The sequence below is a fragment of the Bacillus sp. LL01 genome (assembly GCF_001037965.1).
In genome coordinates, this window is sequence record NZ_LFEL01000008.1 from 1 (window position 1) to 18,271 (window position 18,271).

The following is an 18,271-nucleotide window of genomic DNA, read 5'->3' on the forward strand; positions in this document are numbered from 1 at the left end:
ATTATCCGGTATTAGCTCCGGTTTCCCGAAGTTATCCCAGTCTCACAGGCAGGTTGCCCACGTGTTACTCACCCGTCCGCCGCTGACTTCTTAAAAGCAAGCTTTTAAGAAGTCCGCTCGACTTGCATGTATTAGGCACGCCGCCAGCGTTCGTCCTGAGCCAGGATCAAACTCTCCAATAAAGAGTTTGAGCTTTTGCTCAAAATTTGCTAGCTTGTCTTACTTTTCGTTCATTTGTTAATCCCGTAGGATCAACGTTTGACGCTGTTGTTTTGTTTAGTTTTCAAAGATCATTCAATATTATGGAGCGGGTGATGGGAATCGAACCCACGACATCAGCTTGGAAGGCTGAGGTTTTACCATTAAACTACACCCGCATTATTCAAAATCGGGAAGACAGGATTTGAACCTGCGACCCCTTGGTCCCAAACCAAGTGCTCTACCAAGCTGAGCTACTCCCCGTTCACTTTATAAATAATGGCGCGCCCGAGAGGACTCGAACCCCTAACCTTTTGATCCGTAGTCAAACGCTCTATCCAATTGAGCTACGGGCGCTTCATATTAACGTTTTATTTGATGTCCCTCTGAGAGGCGACTTAACTATAATATCAATTCCAGTGTTCTATGTCAACACTTTTTTAAATTTCTTTTGGTGCGGCCGAGAAGAGTCGAACTTCCACGGGGTTGCCCCCACTAGGCCCTCAACCTAGCGCGTCTGCCATTCCGCCACGACCGCAAAAATGAATGGCTAGTAAATGTATGGTGCGGGTGAAGGGACTCGAACCCCCACGTCAAAGACACTAGATCCTAAGTCTAGCGCGTCTGCCAATTCCGCCACACCCGCATACATTTTATAAAGTTGGCTGGGCTAGCTGGATTCGAACCAACGCATGTCGCAGTCAAAGTGCGATGCCTTACCGCTTGGCTATAGCCCATTGAATATGCTCCGTGAATTTAGCTTCTTAGAGTAAGCTGCATGTGCTTACACCGCAGATATTATTTTGTCTATTTCTGAAGGAAATAGGCGGAATAATATCGACACCAAAATCCGAGAGACTCTCAATATTATAGAAAAGAGGAAATCCGAAGTCCCTCTGGTGGAGGATGACGGGATCGAACCGCCGACCCCCTGCTTGTAAGGCAGGTGCTCTCCCAGCTGAGCTAATCCTCCAGGATAGAAATGGGAAGCAAAGCAAAATTGAATTGCTTCCCACTTTGTAGTGACCCGTACGGGATTCGAACCCGTGTTACCGCCGTGAAAGGGCGGTGTCTTAACCGCTTGACCAACGGGCCTTAAAGAAATGGCGGAGAAGGAGGGATTTGAACCCTCGCGCCGCTTACACGACCTACACCCTTAGCAGGGGCGCCTCTTCAGCCACTTGAGTACTTCTCCATATATGGCTCCACCAGTAGGATTCGAACCTACGACCCTTCGGTTAACAGCCGAATGCTCTACCGCTGAGCTATGGTGGAATATTACTATTGAAACGGTACGTCGGATGTTAACCGACTGCTTTAATTTTAATAAGCTTGTACTAAAAAGTCAAGTTATTTTGAAGCTGGAATGATATATTATCATAATTGTCTTCGTGCCACTTTTCTAAAACAGCGACTAGAATAAATTATCATATTTTACTGGTGGATGTCAACATGCTTTTCGATTTCTCTAAGTTTCCCTCTACATTTTCCACATCTATACTTGATTGTATTCACTCTTCTTACTCTTTTATATAATTGATGACAATCCTTGCATTCATATATGCGGAAAGTTTTTGGTTTGAATTGTGGTGTGTGGATGGGGGTACAGAACCTTGGAGCACCCACTGCCTTTAGCAAGGAACGAAAATCATGATCTCGATGTTTATATCCTTTCCCTTGAATGTGCAAGTGGTAATGGCAGAGTTCATGTTTGATGATTCCTATAAGTTCATTCATACCAAGGGCATTGTAATACTTTTTGTTGATTTCGATATTACTTGTGGAGGTCAGGTATCTTCCTCCTGTTGTTTTTAAACGGTGATTGAATGATGCCGTGTGGCGGAATGGCCAGCCGAAATATTTTAAGGAAATCTCTTCAGTAAGTTTCTGTAGTTCTTTGTCTTCCATTTCTTTCCCCTCCTTACCTTCGAACCCTCCCCATTATACTGCATACTATAGAAAAAAATATCATTTTTGAGCCTTCGAGTAAAATGTTGAAGGAGGTACGGGAAGATGCCGTCTTGGTTTAGAAAGCAGATGCAGCGCGCTTACCTGGAAAAGGATCGATACCAAATTAAAATGTTGAATCAGTGCTGGTTTTTTTATCAAAAGAAGAATAGCTGAATGATAATAACCCCGAATTGCCTCTGAACGAGACGGCAACTTGGGGTTTGTTTTCGTAAAACGGAGCAGTTGATTTCCGCCCAGGGCTTCAATCAACAGCTTTAATATCTTATTATACTTCCTGCATTTCTGGTTGCAGCATTGTCAGGGAAACTCGACCTTTATTTACCTCAACTCCGTCCACCCATACAGTGACAATATCCCCCACTGACACAACATCGAGCGGATGCTTTACGAAACGGTTGCTTAGTTTAGAGATATGGACAAGGCCATCCTGCTTCACTCCTATGTCAACGAAGGCACCGAAGTCAACAACATTACGTACCGTCCCTTCTAGTTCCATTCCTTTTTGCAGATCTTCCATCTTCAGGACGTCCTGCTTGAGAAGTGGAGTTGGCATGTCATCCCGAGGGTCCCGTTCCGGTCTGATCAGGGAGTCGATAATATCCTGCAGCGTGATTGGTCCAATACCAAGATCATCCGCAAGTCTGGCCACATCCAATCCTTTTAGGGCATCTTGCAGTTTGGCAGTACCAATCTCTTTTTCGGAAGTTCCCAACTGCTTCAATAGTTTCTTTACGTCCGAATAGGTTTCCGGGTGGATATCGGTTCTATCCAGAGGTTGTTTACCATCTATGATTCTAAGGAAACCAATACACTGTTCGTACGTTTTGGCACCAAGTCTCGGGATTCCCTTTAGATCAGACCTGCTGGCGAATTTGCCATCTTCCTCGCGCTTTTTCACAATATTATTCGCTACAGTCTTAGATAACCCTGCGACATATTGAAGCAAAGATGAGGAGGCAGTGTTGACATTCACTCCCACTCGGTTCACTACTGTTTCCACAACGAAATTCAGGGATTCTGCCAGACGCTTTTGGGCGACATCATGCTGGTATTGACCGACACCTACTGATTTAGGATCTATTTTAACTAGTTCCGCCAACGGATCTTGAAGTCTTCTGGCAATAGAGACGGCACTTCTTTCTTCCACTTGCAGATCCGGAAATTCTTCCCTTGCCAGATCGGAGGCCGAATATACACTAGCTCCTGCTTCATTGACAATCAAATAGGAAATACTTTTACCGCTTTCTTTGATCACTTCGGCGATAAGCTGCTCCGTTTCACGAGATGCAGTACCGTTTCCTACTGCCACTACTTCGATGTGATGAGTTTCTAGAACATCCAACAACTTTCTGACCGCTTCTTCATGTTTATTTGCTCCTACGTGCGGATAGATAACACTTATATGAAGCACCTTCCCGGTTTCGTCCACCACTGCAAGCTTGCAACCCGTTCGATATGCTGGGTCCACTCCCAACACAACACGACCTTTTAGAGGTGGTTGAAGAAGCAGATTCCTCAAATTTTCCGAGAAGATGTGAATAGCCTGCTCTTCGGCTTTTTCCGTCAGTTCTTTTCTGATTTCACGCTCAATGGCTGGTTCGATCAAACGCTTGTAGCCGTCTTCTATTGCTTCCTTCAAAAGAGGTGTTGCAATGGAGGACTCCCTCTTGATTACTTGGCGATTCAAGTAATCAACCACTCTTTCTATCGGAGCAGTGATGGAGACACGCAATATCTCCTCTTTCTCCCCTCGGTTTACTGCCAAGATTCTATGAGGAAGGATTCGAGAAATGGCTTCTTCATATTCATAGTACATTGCGTACACTTCTTTTTCGTCTTTGTCTGCTTTTTTGACTGCCGAAACGACTTTGCCTTGTTTGAAGGTTAGGTCACGAATGTATTGGCGGAAAGTCGGTTCGTCCGAGAAGGTTTCGGCGAGGATATCTTTCGCTCCATCCAACACTTCTTCGATTGAAACGACTTCTTTTTCCTCAGTTAAAAAGCTTTGCGCTTTTTCCTCCAACGAAGGAGATGACGGGAAGGTAAGTAACCATTGAGCGTACGGCTCTAATCCTTTTTCTTTTGCTACGGTCGCTTTTGTCCGGCGCTTTTGTTTGTAAGGTCGGTATAGATCCTCGACCTGTTGCAGTTTTATTGACTTCATTAGGCTTGCCTTCAATTCAGGAGTCAGTTTACCTTGCTCCTCAATAAGACGGATGACTTCTTCTTTTCTATTTTCAAGGTTTTGTATGTATTGCCATCTTTCCATGACATCCCTGATTTGCACTTCGTCCAGCGAACCGGTTTGTTCTTTTCTGTACCTGGCGATAAAAGGAACCGTATTGCCCTCTTCTAAAAGTGCAATCACTTTTTTTGCCTGTGCTTTTGTTACCTCTACATCTTTGACTAGTAAGTTTACCAACTGCTCATTCTTTTCGTTCCATTCCAATTTAGTAGCCTCCCAACATTGTATCCCAATATCTATTTTAGCAAAAATAATGAACAAAGAAAAAAGACTAACACCGAAATGTTAGTCTTGGACTGAAATAATCCCCTGTATTTTTCCATCGCATTCAGCTGTTGATTTCCGTTCCAGGTGCTTCGCTTTCCGCGGGCGGTCCGGGAGCCTCCTCGGCTTCGCCTGTGGGGTCTCCCCTGTCCCTTCCTCCCGCAGGAGTCTACGCACCTTCCACTCAAATCAACTAGGTTTCTGCATTCAGGAAAAAAACTGCAACTTATACCGTTCTCCCTAATGGATTTCTCCAGAGATGATGGTTACGTCATCCATTCCGTTGCCAGTGAACATGGCTGCCATTTCAAGCAATGAAGTCGCGGATGGAATATCCTTGATGTACTGTTTTACGGACGGTATATTCAATCCGTCGGAATAGATAAAGAACTTCATTTTGGAACTGTAGGGAATACGATGGGTTTTAAGAGTTTGAGGTTTTCCAGATAGGTAGCCTTTGACCGGAAGAGGGTAGATAAGCTTTTCTGTCGGAGGATATAGGAAAAAGCGAATATTTCCAACACAGCTGTAGACAACCTCTTGCCGGTCATAATTGACCTTCAACACAGATACTGCAGCTCCGCGCTTATTTCTCATCGCTTCGTTACAAGCATTCATAATGACCGAAACATCCTCTGTTTCATGGGCTTTGGCAGCGAAAATGACTGCTTGTGATGCATCATGCGCAAATTCCCCACTGCCTAGACCATCCGCCACTACACACAGAAAGTATTCATCTGTTGTATTCACATAGTAGCTGTCCCCACAGAAATACATTCCATTCTTGGCATTCTGGTAAGCATTAACGTTAGCTCTTGCATGTTTGAATTGTTCTATCATGAAAAGATCTCCGTGCTTGCATTATCAGCCATGAATGCTTGCTTAAGCTTGGTTAGCGCTTTACGTTGGAGCCTGGAAACGTGCATTTGAGAAATGCCAAGCTTTTCCCCGGTCTCTTTTTGACTCATATTATTAAAGAAGGTGCATTCAATTATTTGCTTCTCTCTTTCGGAAAGCACATGGAAGATTTTTTGCAATAGAAGCTGTTGGTCTACCTGATCAAAACCGGCATCCTGGTTTCCAACGATATCAAGGATGGTTACCGTGCTTCCATCTGAATCCGCTTCAATCGCATTATCGACAGAAAGAGCTTGATAGTTCTGGCTCATCTCCATCGCTTCCAATACTTCTTCTTCGGTTACTTCCAGATAATCCGCAATTTCATAGACCTTAGGTGAACGTTGAAGCTCATTTGTCAGCTCTTCCACTGCGGATTTAATTTTTGGTCCAATTTCTTTGATTCTACGTGGTACATGAACACTCCATGTTTTATCACGCAGGAAACGTTTGATCTCTCCAATGATAGTCGGAACGGCAAATGCTTCGAAGCTTCGACCGAAGCTTGCATCAAAGCGCTTCATGGCACCAAGCAATCCGATCATCCCTACTTGGGACAGGTCTTCATGAAAGGCTTTCCCTCTGGAATATTTACGAGCGATGGATTCAACAAGTGCAGTATAATGCTCGACTAATTGCAACTGCGATACTTCACAACCGTCTTGTTGGTACCGCTCTAATAGCATATTAACATCCAGATTACTGGACTGAGATTGATTCCGCATCCCTTTCCACCTGCTCTCCTTGTACATACTTTGTCATGAAGACGGTAACGCCCTGATTGCTGTGCACCTTCACATCATCCATCAGCGTTTGGATTAAGAATAATCCTAATCCTCCTTCTGGCAAAGTTTCTACTGGTTGCGACTCGGTGTATGGACCTAATTCTTCTCTTACTTGATCAAAGTCAAAACTCTGTCCATTGTCAGCTACGACCAATTCAAGTCGGTCTTTATATATACCGAATCCGATTCGAATATTTCCTTTTTCGTCTTGCTTATAAGCGTGCTCTACAGCATTTGTGCAAGCCTCGCTAAGAGCAATCTTGATATCTTCAATTTCATCGTATGAAAATCCCATACGGTTCGCAATTCCAGATAAAGTAAGTCGAATGACTCCGACGTACTCAGCCTTCGCTGGAAACGACATTTCTATATAATCATAAGCCCGGTTCATTGTTCCCCCACCTTTATAAGTGAACTTATTTTATTGGCCATTTCCGTAAATTTTGTTGCTTTTTCGTATTTAAATGACAACCGTCATTAAAGTTGATGTCATGCTTTTCTGATGAGCAGGATGAACTATTTGCATCACTCAAAGCCGATAAACGGTGAAAAGTCCAAATGAATTAGCAACAACCTTTAAGAAAAAAGCCTACTTGATATCCATGATTCCCGCTAAACCAGTGATGTCAAACAATCTTTTCAAACGATCGGATAAACCGACTAGACGAAAGACACCGTTGTTTGCCTTAACGGTTTTAAAGAATCCTACAAACATCCCTAAACCTGTGCTGTCCATATAATTAACATTGGATAAATCAAAAATCAATTCTCCAGTGAATCCTTCCAATAACGGGGCAACCTTTTCCTTTACCTTTGGTGCAGTATAGGCATCAATTTCCCCTTCCAAAACAACAAGCGTCTGGTTTTGTTCTTCTTTTATCTGAATGTCCATATTCATTCTTTCGTCACCTCAAACATGAATTAGTATTCCAATTTTAGGTCATCCCAATACTAGATACCCGCTTCTTTAACATTTAAACCTTTCTTTTCAAAATAATTAAGGTAAAGTCGTCCCTGAGCTGAAAGTCCTGGATTTTTTCCAGGTCCCTGTACACAAGTTCAACAATTGCTTGTGGAGGCAGGTGGATATATGATCTTATCAAATCAATTATTTTATCAACCTCGATAAATCCCTCATCTGTGCGGCATTCAGTTACCCCATCAGAAAAAAGTATGACCATATCATCGATTTCTATTTCTTTTTCATACTGCTGGTAGGTTGCGAGGCGGTCAATGCCCAAAACAAGCCCTCTTGCATCCAGTTCATAGAATTCATTCTTTTTCGCATCAAAATACAGAGGCGGCTCATGTCCCGCGGAAGCAAATGAAAAGAGGTGTTTGTGAAGGTCATACATTCCATAAAACATCGTTATGAACATGCTTGCATCCACATTTTGCTCCACCACTCTGTTTAAATTCCCTAAAACATAGCTTGGTGCAACTCTAGTATCTGGTAAACTATCCATCGCATATTTGATCATGCTCATACACATCGCAGCAGGAATGCCTTTTCCGATGACATCTGCAATCGCGACACTGAACGAATCATTTTCACTATGGACAAAGTGGTAATAGTCCCCGCTCATATGCTTGGCAGCAACACTTATTGCACCAATTTCCACAGAATCCGTTTCAGGAATTTTCGTTTCGAGCAGAGTTTGTTGCACATTTACAGCAATGGCAATCTCCGTCTGAATCTCCTGTTGTCGATGACGGAGGCTTTGATGCTCACGATAGGCAATGCCATATCCGATCATGACTTCGAGAAGGAAATCCAGCGAATGCAGGATATTATCCGGAATATCAGGAGAAAGGTCCTGTAGCATCGCTTTATGCACACTAATAATCTCTTCTGGTGATACTTTCTCCCCCAGCAGCCTTCTGCTGAATTCCTGACCCTTATACAAGGCTTCCTCCGACTGCCGGTTCAAATAGGCGGAGAGTATTTCTTTATATTCTTTTTCTAAACTTCCATAATCCATGGGCAATCCCCCCTTCTAGCGAACCCACTTCACGGCATAGATTGCCGTTCCTTCCCCTGAGGAAGAGTCTATCTGGAACGTATCCATCAATCGTTTAACACCAGGCAATCCGGCACCAAGCCCTCCTGATGTGGAAAATCCATCTTCCATTACTTGACGAATATCTGGAATTCCGGGACCATCATCGGTAGCAATCACTTTCAGTCCCCTTTTTCCGTACTCGTCCATTTCTTCAATACAGATTTTACCTGTACCCGCATATAAATAAATATTTCGAGCCAACTCCGAAATTGCCGTAGTTATCCTCGCTTGGTCTACTGTGCCGAAACCTAAATCTTTGGCAACATTTCTACCCATTTGGCGGGCAGCTACAATATCCCACTCGTTTCTAATTTTTACACAGGATTGGACAGCCATCGTTTACTCCCCCAGTTCCTGTTGTAGTTTCTCTAGACCCTTTTCTAAATCTAGTGCTGTGTACACTTCATCCAATTGAATACCCAGTTCTACCAAAGTAATGGCTACAGCAGGCTGAATACCTGTCAGAACGACTTGCGCCCCCATTAGTTTTGACATGCTAATTACATCTCCGAGCACTTTTGCGATGAACGAATCGATCATATCCACAGATGTGAGGTCAATTACAACTCCGTTGGCCCCTGTTTCATGTATTCTATTTAGAAGATCTTCTTGAAATTGCAATGCTGTTTGATCATCTAACTCCCATTGAATCGATATTAAAAGACAATTATGCAGTTTTAAGATAGGTATTCTCACATTTGATCCCCCTCAGTCACAATTTTTCTGTTCGTCAATTCAAGTGCTGTCTCAATTCCTTTTTTCAAGGAGTTTTTCGTAATGATCTGATCTAGGTTTATTCCTAAATTAACAATGGTCTGGGCAATTTCAGGACGGATTCCCACAAGAAGGCACTTAGCACCGACAAGTCGGACCGCTTCTGCTGACTGGATAATATGGTGCGCCACCATAGTGTCCACGACAGGTACACCTGTAATATCAATCAGCACCACTTCCGCACGGTGCTTGACGACACCCTGTAGAAGGTTTTCCATAATCTGTCTTGCGCGTTCTGTATCAATGGTGCCAACTAACGGCATCACAGAGATTTTATCGAATACCGGGATAAGCGGTGCAGCCAATTCCTGCAGTGCGATCTTCTGCATGGATACGGTATGCTCCCAAGATCCTGTATAGGTTTTGACAATTTCGTTATAGACGGGACGTAGCCATTTCTCAAAGTCATACATCAATGTTATTTTGCGGCTATCATCCACTTCTTTGGTCATTCCTTCAAAAACAATCTTTCCAAACAGCGATAAACCTTCTGTCACATAAATTAATGGCCAACCAAAACGAACGATCTTCTCAGCAAAATCGGATAATATGTTAGACAGGTTTTCCATGTCTTTGCTGATGTTATTTAACAACAGATTGATGTATTCACGGCTGGTACTCAAGTACACTTTATCCGAAATGGCTTTCAGTTCCTTTTTCTCACCGATTTCATCCATGCCTTCAATCCATTGGTTAAAAATAGTTTCACGGTTTTCCTCAATATGATTGATGATATCCTGGTTCATTCTCCCGGCTCCTTTTTTGATAATTGATATATATAATTTCAACAAATAATTATAATTCCGCTACTACCACTATAAAGATTTATCATTTTAAAAGTCAAATATGTTTAATTCCATCCAACCATAATTGTGGTTTATTTACCTATTATTGGTGGTATCTTTATTAGAAATGGGTGTACATATTGTTAGATGATGAATTGATGAATACTTAAACAGATAAGGGCGGCACAAAATAAAAAAGCTACTCACTCACTTGTGAATAGCTTCTTATCGATAAAACGGATTCAATATTAAAAGTCAATAAGTCCTAAACTTATTTGAAGCGCCTCATCCACTTTGTCCATCATCTCTTCATCGAGATGAGTTATTTTGTCCGTCAACCTTTGTTTATCAATCGTTCGAATTTGTTCGAGCAAGATAACAGAGTCACGTTCAAAACCATATCGCTTCGCATCAATCTCTACATGGGTTGGGAGTTTGGCTTTTTGGATTTGAGCAGTAATTGCAGCAACTATAACGGTCGGGCTAAATCGATTTCCGATATCATTTTGGATGACAAGTACTGGTCGAACGCCTCCTTGCTCAGACCCAACTACCGGGGATAAATCAGCAAAATAAACGTCACCGCGTTTGACAATCAAATGATTACCCCCCGCTAACTAAGCGTTCAACCGTATGCTCCGCCTCATATTCAGCCAAAAAAGCTTCAGATGCAATGTTTAAATTAATTTTAGACATCTCCATGTAGCCACGTCTCATGGACTCGCGAATTTGACGCTTCTTGCGCTCGCGAAGATACATCTTTGTTGCTTGAAAGATTAATTCGTTTCGATTGCCGTTTTCTTGTTTTACCAATCCATCTAATTCCGATACTAAGTTTTGAGGTAATCGAATCAAGATTTCAGTTGTTGCGCTGGATTCAGACACAGCATACACCTCCAAGAACTACAGACACATAATACTATTCCATATTCCATAATACCATTAATACCGGTAATTGCAAAGTCGATTTAGCGAATTCTTCTCTATTATCACTATATAATCCCTTTTTTATGCAGAAAATTGCCATTTACAATTCTACAGGCTTGTGTTGTAAATAATTTCTCACTTCCATTATATTTTTATCCCTCCAAAACATGCGCGGAACCCTGTAGCTAATCATGCATGGCACTTCATAGTTGATGGTTTCAAGCTTGGCAGCAACATCATTGGAACTTATCTGTCTGTTGCCCTGTTTTCCAATAAGTGTAACCTTGGTCCCGATCGGCAGCTCATGGGGCAGCTTAATCATAAATTGATCCATACAGATCCTTCCAATAATTGGCGCGAACTTCCCATCCACCAGGACATTCATCCCTTGAAGTTTTCGAATCCACCCATCCGCATATCCGACTGGAACCGTTCCAATCCACTCTTCTTCTTTTGTAGTGTAAGTTGCCCCATAACTGACACTTTCCCCGATGGAGAGCTTTTTAACATGTACTAGCTTTGTATGAAGGGAAAACGCCTCTTTTAACGGAAATGGAAGAGTTGGTTCCATTTCAGGCGATGGTGTTAATCCATACATGGCAATCCCGACGCGCACGGAATTGAAAATGCGAGTAGGGAATCGGAGCGTTGTAGCGCTGTTAGCGCAGTGGATCATTTGAACGGTATGTTTCTTGGTTATTTCCGCAAGTAATGCTTGGAACCTTTCAAACTGCTCCTCCACATAATTGGAGTGTAATTCATCAGCTGTAGCAAAGTGTGTATAGATGCCTTCCATTTGAAGGTTAGGCGCTTTTTCTGTCAGTTCCATGATTTGCGCGATCTCCTCTTTTGTCCGCGCACCAATGCGGCCCATGCCGGTATCCAGTTTCAGGTGGAGATTGATCGTTTCTGTGCCATCGTAGGCGTTTATTGCTTCCTCCACCCATTCTTTCTGGAAAACGGTCAGGGTAATCTTTTCCTTTGCAGCAAGTGGCAGGTCTGATACTCTCGAGGCCCCGAGTACAAGGATCGGGGCGGTTATTCCTTGCTGCCTCAGAGACATTGCTTCATCTAGGAATGATACGGCAAGGTATTTTGCGCCAGCGTCCAATGCGACGTTAGCAACCTGCACATCTCCATGGCCATAGGCGTTCGCCTTAACCACCGCTATAACCGTGACATCTTCTGTCACATGCTCCTGAACGGCTTTCACATTTTCATAAATACAATCCAAATCCACTTCAACCCACGTATCCCGATGAAAGCTTGACATCTTCCTAAGCACTTCCTTTTAACCTTGACTGATCACAATATCAATTATAAATTTAGATGAAACTCTTTAAATACAGGTAACTTTACTCAAATTAATATGTTCCTATCATAACGAAAAAATGCGGGAAAGTCATGCGAGAAAGACCTTCGAGATTGAGGGCAAAATTCCTGCAGGGGTCTGACCCCTTAACGAAAAAAATTCAAAAAACCAAAAAAAAGCCCAAAAAAACAAAAATACAGGCCTGTTTCAACAGGCCTGCTCATTTGGGTCTGGTTTATTTGATGGCTGCGCCTTGGACGGAGCGGGCAATCATGAATAGTTCTTCTTGGGAGAGGTCTTTGGATACTAGGGTGAAGTCCACTCCTTGATAGGTCCAGGTCAGGCTGTTGTCGGTCATGGCTCCTACTGTGAAACCAAGATCGGCAGGGTGACCGTTGACTAGTTGGGATGTCGGGACATCTGCGTTGCGGGCTTTTTCCTGGATAAGGGTGAAGGTTTTATCGCCTTCGTACGTAATGACGACGCGTTTGCCATTGGCTGTTTCCACGACCGTTTCTTCTTTAAGTACAGAACCGGCAGGAGTATCGAGCGGCGTCATGACAGAAAACTCATCCGACTCTTCCGTGACAGGTCCAGAGGCAGGCATTTCCAGGCTTGCACGAGCCCCAGTCATATTCTTCTTCACATCGAATGCGTCGGCATCGAAGCTTGCATCAAATTTAAAGTCGGAGAATTCCACCAACACCAATGGCTTCTTGTCCGGGTCCATCACCTTTACGGAAACTGGAGAAAGATCTTTCTTGCTAAGCGTGATCTCCTGGGTTGGCAGCAGTTTATTATTCTGATAGTTTGTTTTGGTTTCGAATACATAGTGTTCTTCCGTTGCAGTGAAGGTTGCATCAGGATCATTTTTGATGTCATTTACGAGCGACTCGAACAGATAGGCCTGGCTGCTATTCTGCGGCCATTCGCTGTGGAAGCGGAAACTCTTGTTTAATGCTGGCGTTAAGACGAATACGCCCTCATCATTGCGGATGATGATCTGACTTTGATCCTTTTCCGCATTCTTCAAGTTGACTCTGTAATAGTTCGGTTTGTTGTGCCCAATCTGCACTTCATATACCTGTGGCTCGGCGCCTGTTTGAAGTGTCATTTTTGCATTGGACTCATAGCCCTTCATCTCTTCCACTTTCGCACCAAGAGAAGCTGTTACATCCTCTTTCGATTTCGTACCGCACCCTGCGAGAACAAGGATACTCACAAGGCCAACCACTAACAATAGCCATGCTTTTCTCAAATTATTCATCCCCTTTGCCTTAATTACATGATTATCTTAGAGAAAAGTGAGAGTGCAGAGATTACAGACCCGCCGCTTCTTTACGTATTTCAGGCTGGCTGCACCTCTTACTTGTACACCTTGTCTCCTTTCTGAACTATGTATATGAGCAAGTTTTGGGGAATATGCAGACTAGCTTGACAAGCTTTCGATAATTACTTGCGCGATGGCATATTGATCACTGTGGGATATGGATAGGTGCACCGACTTCTCCGGGTGCTGGGGCTCTGCAAAATATGGCTTTCCTATTTCCGTCGCCGCTATCGTCATGTCCTGAAAGCTGAGCTCTTTTCCGATACCAGTTCCTTTCGCTTTGGAGTAGGCTTCTTTTGCGGCAAAACGCCCTGCGAGGAATTCCACCTTCCGTTTATCACTAAGTGAAGAGAATCTCTCTTGCTCAGCCGGTGTGAGGATGCGGTCCACAAAGTTCGACTGGCGGTTCATCAGCTTTTCAATCCGTGCAAGCTCGACGATATCTATTCCTGTTCCAATAATCATACTTTGACCAACCTTTCACATATATTAATGATATATTTTCTGATTCTCCTAAAAAGACTTTTGAGTGGTAAAATGGTAATCTTACAATTAGAGAGGTGAAGCGAATGTTCGTCCGAACGGAAAATTTTCGTACATTTACAAGATTATATCCTATTATTACCACAATTGTAGCCATCCATCTCATTTTATGGCTGGTCGTACAGTTTTCACCAACGTTTCGCAATTTAACTATTGGTTTTAATCTACTTATTTGGCAAGGCGAAATATGGCGGCTTGTCACGCCGATCTTCCTTCACGCCAGCCTGACACACTTTTTGTTCAATTCCCTGTCGCTTGTACTGTTCGGTCCAGGTGTGGAGCGGATGCTAGGCAAGGTGAAATTCATCGTGTTCTATGTACTAGGCGGGATTCTCGCCAACGTCGCGACTCTAATGTTAAAGCCAGACCTCTATATGCATTTAGGGGCGTCCGGTGCCATTTTTGCGATTTTCGGTCTTTATTTTTATATGGTGTTCTTGCGTCCAGACCTATTGGATAGGGCGAATTCCCAGGTTATCCTGACGATATTGGTGATAGGGCTTGTGATGACCTTCATGAACTCTAACATCAATGTCATTGCCCACCTATTCGGATTCTTCGCAGGTACGGTCATGGCACCTTTCTTCTTAGGAAGAGGGCCGAACACAAGTCCGCGTTCCTTGCGTGCCATTTTCCCTAAAGTGGGGAGACCCGGCGCTCCTAGGTCCGGTAAACAGAGCATCGTATGGATTGTGTTGATTGCCTTGGTGCTTGTCGGAATCTTGTCGCGGTTTATATGAATAACAAAAGCAAGGGAGTCGTTTACATGACATGCCCTTGCTTTTTTTCATAAGAATACCACTCGTAAATCTGTTCCCCATCGTTCTGTTCCACATCCACTACCTGAAAGTTCTTCCCTCCAAGTCCGGTTTTAATCGAAGCTTTGGCAGTGAACAGCTTTCTTCTTCCTTGAAAAAAGGACTCTCTTAACTCGAACGATTGTATTCGCTTCTTCCGGATCATTACGATATTTTTGCTGAGGTGACGGTAGGACAGTTGCAACTGCTTCCCGCCAAGGGACCAGCCAGCCGTTTTGAATTGACTGTATCCTAAAAGAGCAGCCACTCCAACTGAAAGAAATGCAAAATATCCATACGGCTGAAAGAAGTAGGCAATCGGTGCAGAGACTATGATTGCCGGCACTACCAACCGGATCAAATAGCGGATTAATGACCGTTTCGGTAAAGGATGCACATTTTTTGATAGCTGATATGAGGGCACAAATTCTCTTAGGAGTCCCTCCATCTCAGACACGTTCACCAATGGAAAAAGGATCGTCGAGAAGTCCGCTTCCTTTCCACCGGAACTGCCGGCGCTTTCTACATAAACGGTGGCAAATCCGAAAGGCTGCCTCAAGATGTTTTGTGTTATACGAATCGCCTGAATTCTCTCGAGCGAAATTGTCAATTGTCTTTTTTCGATAATTCCTCTTGATATAAGGAGCTCATCTTTATTTTTGACAACTGTGAAGTTCCCGTACTTGAACATGGTCATGATAATGGATATGAGCCATGAAAGAAATAAAACCAGGAAAACGATTGAAGCAATCAGAAACACACTCGTCTGCAGAACCATTCCGAACCGGTCAATAATATCCTCATATGGAACGATCTGGTCAAACTGGGAGGTGAACGCGATGACCGCTGATAAGACGACACCTATTCCCCCGGAGGTTGTCCCTACAATGAAAAGAGTTTTCCAGGAAACGGTGAAGGTCGGTTTAGGTGGTGCATCGGCCAGCACCTCTTCATATGTTTCATTCTCAACAGACCTCTCCCTTTCTTCCCCAGGAGTTTCTTGATGTTTTTTATATAACAGCGCTTCTCTTAGTCGGGAGGCCTCTTCCTTGGTTACGGCTGTCAGACTTGCTTCCGCTTCCGTTCCGCCTCCTGCCGTTTCGACCTGCACTTTCACCAAGCCGAAGATCCGCTGGATGATTCCTTCTGACGTGTCCAATGTTTGAATTCTTTCTTGTGGAATGAAACGGCGTTGTTTCACGATAACCCCGTATTCCATCCGTAACTCGCCGTCCTCAATCCAGTAATAGAAGCGGTACCACGAAATGATCCCCACAACAATCAATCCGCCAAACCAGATGGCCATGACCCCTACATAGATCATTCCGAAGAATCCCTCACCTGTACTTCCGAAGAATACAAAAAGAATGATCGGAAACAGAAGCTCGCGCAGTTGTTTGAAAAAAGCTGCGACAATGGAAGCAGGATGCATTCTTCTTTTCTCAGACATCATCTTCTGTCACCCTTGCAAGCCTAGATATGTAATCACGAACCTGGTCTGCCTGCTCTTCGTCCAGAGCGGGAATTTCGTGGATGGTGGCTGCTGTGGAAATGAGGACTGTGGAAAGGTGATGCCTTTTCAGGATCGGCCCTTGTCTTGTGTCCACATGTTGAACGCGGACCATCGGTACTAGAGTTCTTCTTTTTATAAAAATGCCGTGTTGCAAGTCAATTTCATGCTCATGCACTTCAAATCGCCACCGCTTCCACTGCATGGTCGGGAATATAAACACGGTAAAAATGAAGATAATGACAAAAAGTCCTCCCGCAATCAGTAGAGTCCACCACGGCAAGTTAAATGTGCTTTGTATAAACCAAAATCCTCCTACAAGCAGTAAGTAGAAGATTGCATTCAGCGCAGCGGATATCCTCCACACCGACAATGCTTTTCTGTCTATCATCTGTTTAGGCTCCGGCCTCATTTTGTTCCCTCCAAATCACTTGATAGCAACTTATTCTCGCTGCCGCAGTCCCTAGTATACTACGTAAAGATATAGTTGGAAAATTTTATTTGATATTAAAGGAAGCACCGTCCACTATTTCTATTTCAGTATAACCTTTCAGGTCTTCCATGAGCTGAAAAAGCGCTTCATCCTTTTTCTTCGCTTCAATCATGCAATGGATCTCGGGAGTGCTTCCTTTAATACCGTGGAGGAATTCCATGAACATCTTTGGATCCACGTAGTCCGCATGGGCACGAAAGTTTTTTTCATCTCTCGGGCTGGATATGTGCATTTTCACAGGTAGCGGAGAGTATTCCCAAGTCTGCACCACTCGTTCCCAGTCCCGCTCCCAACCCTCAGCTTCCTTTTCAAAATGGGCAAGGTGGTGATGGTAGTCGAACACAAGCGGGACATTAAGTTTTTCACAAACGTACAAGGCATCGCGCAGGTGGAAGGTCGTATCGTCATTTTCTAATATGAGCATTTCTTGAAGCGCTTGGGGGACCAGCGCCCAATTATGAATAAACTGTTCAAGCGCCAGCTCCCTGTCATCATATCCCCCACCAATATGGAGCACGCATCTATGTTCAGTCGGAACCCTCATTCCTTTTAAAAGAGATCGGTGCATGCTGAGGGTCTTGATGGTCTGGTTGATGATATCTTTGTTCTTGGAATTGAGCAGCACAAAGTGATCCGGATGGAAGTCCACACGCATCGGGTTCTCCTCTAAATAGTCAGCAATTTTGCCCAGTGTTGGTTTGAGTGGCCGCATGAATTTCCACTCTTTCAACTCTTCATGGTTTGCGAGCGGAATGAGCCTAGAGCTGAATCGGAAGAATCTGATATCGTTGGCGACATTATGCTTAAGGAGGCGCAGGCAGTTCTCCAAATTCTCATTGGAGATGCGTTCGAGTTTTTCAATTGCCGCTTGGCGGTCCTTCAGTTTGCTGAACTGAGCATAGGTCATGGTTTTGGACGGGGATGCGTTGGTGAGTTGCATGCTCATTGCGACATAGCCTAATTTAACAAGGGTCATGGCGTTTGGTCACTCCTTTTTGATGATGGTGATTCGGGAGTAGTATGCCCAAGTTTGATGAGTCCCACAAACAAAAACCGGGCAAAACCAGCCCGCTCCTTTAATGCTTAATATTGAGTTAACCTCCGCTGTTCCTTTCCGCAAATGGCTACGCTTTCCACGGGGCGACCTTGAGCCTCCTCACTTCGTTGCGGGGTCTCAAGATTGTCGCTACTCCCCCGTAGGAGTCTCCGCCATTTGCTCCAATCCACAGCTATAATTCTTAAGTAAGTTTGGGTAATGGCTACTTCAGTCACTTTTTAGTAGAAATGATTTTCGTTCTTCTAGCGGGGAATGAAACCACCTTGTTGATTGTAGTGGAAGGCGCGCAGACTCCCGCGGGAGGAAGGGACAGGTAAGAC

Annotated in this window: 20 protein-coding genes, 10 tRNA genes and 1 rRNA gene; 2 read left to right on the forward strand and 29 right to left on the reverse strand. The window is 43.8% G+C overall.

Features of this window, described 5'->3' with window-relative positions; all coding sequences use genetic code 11:
• The 12 genes from AB685_RS19025 to AB685_RS19080 form a co-directional block, all read right to left on the reverse strand.
• Nucleotides 1-182: ribosomal RNA gene (locus AB685_RS19025) — 16S ribosomal RNA — on the reverse strand; the annotation flags it as partial.
• 121 nt (nucleotides 183-303) lie between these two features.
• A tRNA-Gly gene (locus tag AB685_RS19030) sits at nucleotides 304-377 on the reverse strand.
• Between the two features lie 11 nt (nucleotides 378-388).
• Nucleotides 389-462: transfer RNA gene (locus tag AB685_RS19035), tRNA-Pro, on the reverse strand.
• Nucleotides 463-478: 16 nt separating this feature from the next.
• A tRNA-Arg gene (locus tag AB685_RS19040) sits at nucleotides 479-555 on the reverse strand.
• Nucleotides 556-650: 95 nt separating this feature from the next.
• Nucleotides 651-736, reverse strand: a tRNA-Leu gene (locus AB685_RS19045).
• Between the two features lie 24 nt (nucleotides 737-760).
• Nucleotides 761-844, reverse strand: a tRNA-Leu gene (locus AB685_RS19050).
• Between the two features lie 16 nt (nucleotides 845-860).
• A tRNA-Gln gene (locus AB685_RS19055) sits at nucleotides 861-935 on the reverse strand.
• 160 nt (nucleotides 936-1,095) lie between these two features.
• A tRNA-Val gene (locus AB685_RS19060) sits at nucleotides 1,096-1,171 on the reverse strand.
• 50 nt (nucleotides 1,172-1,221) lie between these two features.
• Nucleotides 1,222-1,293, reverse strand: a tRNA-Glu gene (locus tag AB685_RS19065).
• Nucleotides 1,294-1,302: 9 nt separating this feature from the next.
• Nucleotides 1,303-1,393, reverse strand: a tRNA-Ser gene (locus AB685_RS19070).
• Between the two features lie 5 nt (nucleotides 1,394-1,398).
• Nucleotides 1,399-1,473, reverse strand: a tRNA-Asn gene (locus AB685_RS19075).
• Nucleotides 1,474-1,632: 159 nt separating this feature from the next.
• Complete coding sequence (locus tag AB685_RS19080) at nucleotides 1,633-2,106, reverse strand: SprT family protein (protein WP_047972200.1); 474 nt, start codon at nucleotides 2,104-2,106, stop codon at nucleotides 1,633-1,635.
• Between the two features lie 105 nt (nucleotides 2,107-2,211).
• Here AB685_RS19080 and cmpA point away from each other — a divergent pair, with 105 nt between their 5' ends.
• Nucleotides 2,212-2,322 (forward strand): cortex morphogenetic protein CmpA, encoded by a 111-nt coding sequence (cmpA, locus tag AB685_RS30970; RefSeq protein WP_128755905.1) that lies wholly within the window; start codon nucleotides 2,212-2,214, stop codon nucleotides 2,320-2,322.
• 112 nt (nucleotides 2,323-2,434) lie between these two features.
• Here the strand turns inward: cmpA and AB685_RS19085 are convergent, their stop codons facing one another.
• From AB685_RS19085 to acpS, 14 genes are all read right to left on the reverse strand, one after another.
• Nucleotides 2,435-4,618 (reverse strand): Tex family protein, encoded by a 2,184-nt coding sequence (locus AB685_RS19085; protein WP_047972201.1) that lies wholly within the window; start codon nucleotides 4,616-4,618, stop codon nucleotides 2,435-2,437.
• 300 nt (nucleotides 4,619-4,918) lie between these two features.
• The gene (locus tag AB685_RS19090; RefSeq protein WP_047972202.1) at nucleotides 4,919-5,518 is read right to left on the reverse strand and encodes a PP2C family serine/threonine-protein phosphatase; all 600 of its coding nucleotides are present in this window, start codon (nucleotides 5,516-5,518) and stop codon (nucleotides 4,919-4,921) included.
• On the reverse strand, nucleotides 5,515-6,300 hold the full coding sequence (sigB, locus tag AB685_RS19095) for an RNA polymerase sigma factor SigB (protein ID WP_047972203.1): 786 nt from the start codon (nucleotides 6,298-6,300) through the stop codon (nucleotides 5,515-5,517). Before sigB ends, AB685_RS19090 begins: the two co-directional genes overlap by 4 nt.
• Nucleotides 6,275-6,751, reverse strand: coding sequence for an anti-sigma B factor RsbW (gene rsbW / locus AB685_RS19100; RefSeq protein WP_047972204.1), 477 nt, complete (start codon nucleotides 6,749-6,751; stop codon nucleotides 6,275-6,277). Before rsbW ends, sigB begins: the two co-directional genes overlap by 26 nt.
• 198 nt (nucleotides 6,752-6,949) lie before the next feature.
• Nucleotides 6,950-7,258: an STAS domain-containing protein gene (locus tag AB685_RS19105; protein ID WP_047972205.1), complete on the reverse strand. Its 309-nt coding sequence runs from the start codon at nucleotides 7,256-7,258 to the stop codon at nucleotides 6,950-6,952.
• Between the two features lie 76 nt (nucleotides 7,259-7,334).
• Nucleotides 7,335-8,342, reverse strand: a complete 1,008-nt coding sequence (locus AB685_RS19110) for a PP2C family protein-serine/threonine phosphatase (RefSeq protein WP_047972206.1) — start codon at nucleotides 8,340-8,342, stop codon at nucleotides 7,335-7,337.
• Nucleotides 8,343-8,357: 15 nt separating this feature from the next.
• Entirely contained in the window at nucleotides 8,358-8,759 is a 402-nt protein-coding gene (locus AB685_RS19115; RefSeq protein ID WP_047972207.1) for an anti-sigma regulatory factor, read from the reverse strand.
• A 3-nt stretch (nucleotides 8,760-8,762) separates the two neighbouring features.
• Nucleotides 8,763-9,119: an STAS domain-containing protein gene (locus AB685_RS19120; protein WP_047972208.1), complete on the reverse strand. Its 357-nt coding sequence runs from the start codon at nucleotides 9,117-9,119 to the stop codon at nucleotides 8,763-8,765.
• Nucleotides 9,116-9,943, reverse strand: a complete 828-nt coding sequence (locus AB685_RS19125) for an RsbT co-antagonist protein RsbRA (RefSeq protein ID WP_047972209.1) — start codon at nucleotides 9,941-9,943, stop codon at nucleotides 9,116-9,118. Before AB685_RS19125 ends, AB685_RS19120 begins: the two co-directional genes overlap by 4 nt.
• A 287-nt stretch (nucleotides 9,944-10,230) precedes the next feature.
• On the reverse strand, nucleotides 10,231-10,581 hold the full coding sequence (gene ndoA, locus AB685_RS19130; protein WP_010195163.1) for a type II toxin-antitoxin system endoribonuclease NdoA: 351 nt from the start codon (nucleotides 10,579-10,581) through the stop codon (nucleotides 10,231-10,233).
• Between the two features lie 4 nt (nucleotides 10,582-10,585).
• A complete protein-coding gene (locus AB685_RS19135) occupies nucleotides 10,586-10,867 on the reverse strand; it encodes a hypothetical protein (RefSeq protein ID WP_010195162.1) in 282 nt (93 codons plus the stop codon).
• A 142-nt stretch (nucleotides 10,868-11,009) separates the two neighbouring features.
• Nucleotides 11,010-12,182: an alanine racemase gene (alr, locus tag AB685_RS19140; RefSeq protein WP_047972210.1), complete on the reverse strand. Its 1,173-nt coding sequence runs from the start codon at nucleotides 12,180-12,182 to the stop codon at nucleotides 11,010-11,012.
• A 274-nt stretch (nucleotides 12,183-12,456) separates the two neighbouring features.
• Nucleotides 12,457-13,479 carry an outer membrane lipoprotein carrier protein LolA gene (locus tag AB685_RS19145; RefSeq protein WP_047972211.1) on the reverse strand — a complete coding sequence of 341 codons (1,023 nt, stop codon included), beginning with the start codon at nucleotides 13,477-13,479 and terminating at the stop codon, nucleotides 12,457-12,459.
• A gap of 171 nt (nucleotides 13,480-13,650) precedes the next feature.
• Nucleotides 13,651-14,016: a holo-ACP synthase gene (gene acpS, locus AB685_RS19150; RefSeq protein WP_047972212.1), complete on the reverse strand. Its 366-nt coding sequence runs from the start codon at nucleotides 14,014-14,016 to the stop codon at nucleotides 13,651-13,653.
• Between the two features lie 104 nt (nucleotides 14,017-14,120).
• Between acpS and AB685_RS19155 the strand changes: the two genes are divergently transcribed.
• Nucleotides 14,121-14,834 carry a rhomboid family intramembrane serine protease gene (locus tag AB685_RS19155; protein WP_047972213.1) on the forward strand — a complete coding sequence of 238 codons (714 nt, stop codon included), beginning with the start codon at nucleotides 14,121-14,123 and terminating at the stop codon, nucleotides 14,832-14,834.
• A 22-nt stretch (nucleotides 14,835-14,856) separates the two neighbouring features.
• Here the strand turns inward: AB685_RS19155 and AB685_RS19160 are convergent, their stop codons facing one another.
• From AB685_RS19160 to uvsE, 3 genes are all read right to left on the reverse strand, one after another.
• Nucleotides 14,857-16,344 carry a PH domain-containing protein gene (locus tag AB685_RS19160; protein ID WP_047972214.1) on the reverse strand — a complete coding sequence of 496 codons (1,488 nt, stop codon included), beginning with the start codon at nucleotides 16,342-16,344 and terminating at the stop codon, nucleotides 14,857-14,859.
• A complete protein-coding gene (locus AB685_RS19165; protein WP_047972215.1) occupies nucleotides 16,334-16,813 on the reverse strand; it encodes a PH domain-containing protein in 480 nt (159 codons plus the stop codon). The genes AB685_RS19160 and AB685_RS19165 overlap by 11 nt, the downstream gene beginning before the upstream one ends.
• An 85-nt stretch (nucleotides 16,814-16,898) precedes the next feature.
• Nucleotides 16,899-17,870: a UV DNA damage repair endonuclease UvsE gene (gene uvsE, locus AB685_RS19170; RefSeq protein ID WP_047972216.1), complete on the reverse strand. Its 972-nt coding sequence runs from the start codon at nucleotides 17,868-17,870 to the stop codon at nucleotides 16,899-16,901.
• Nucleotides 17,871-18,271 lie beyond the last annotated feature (401 nt).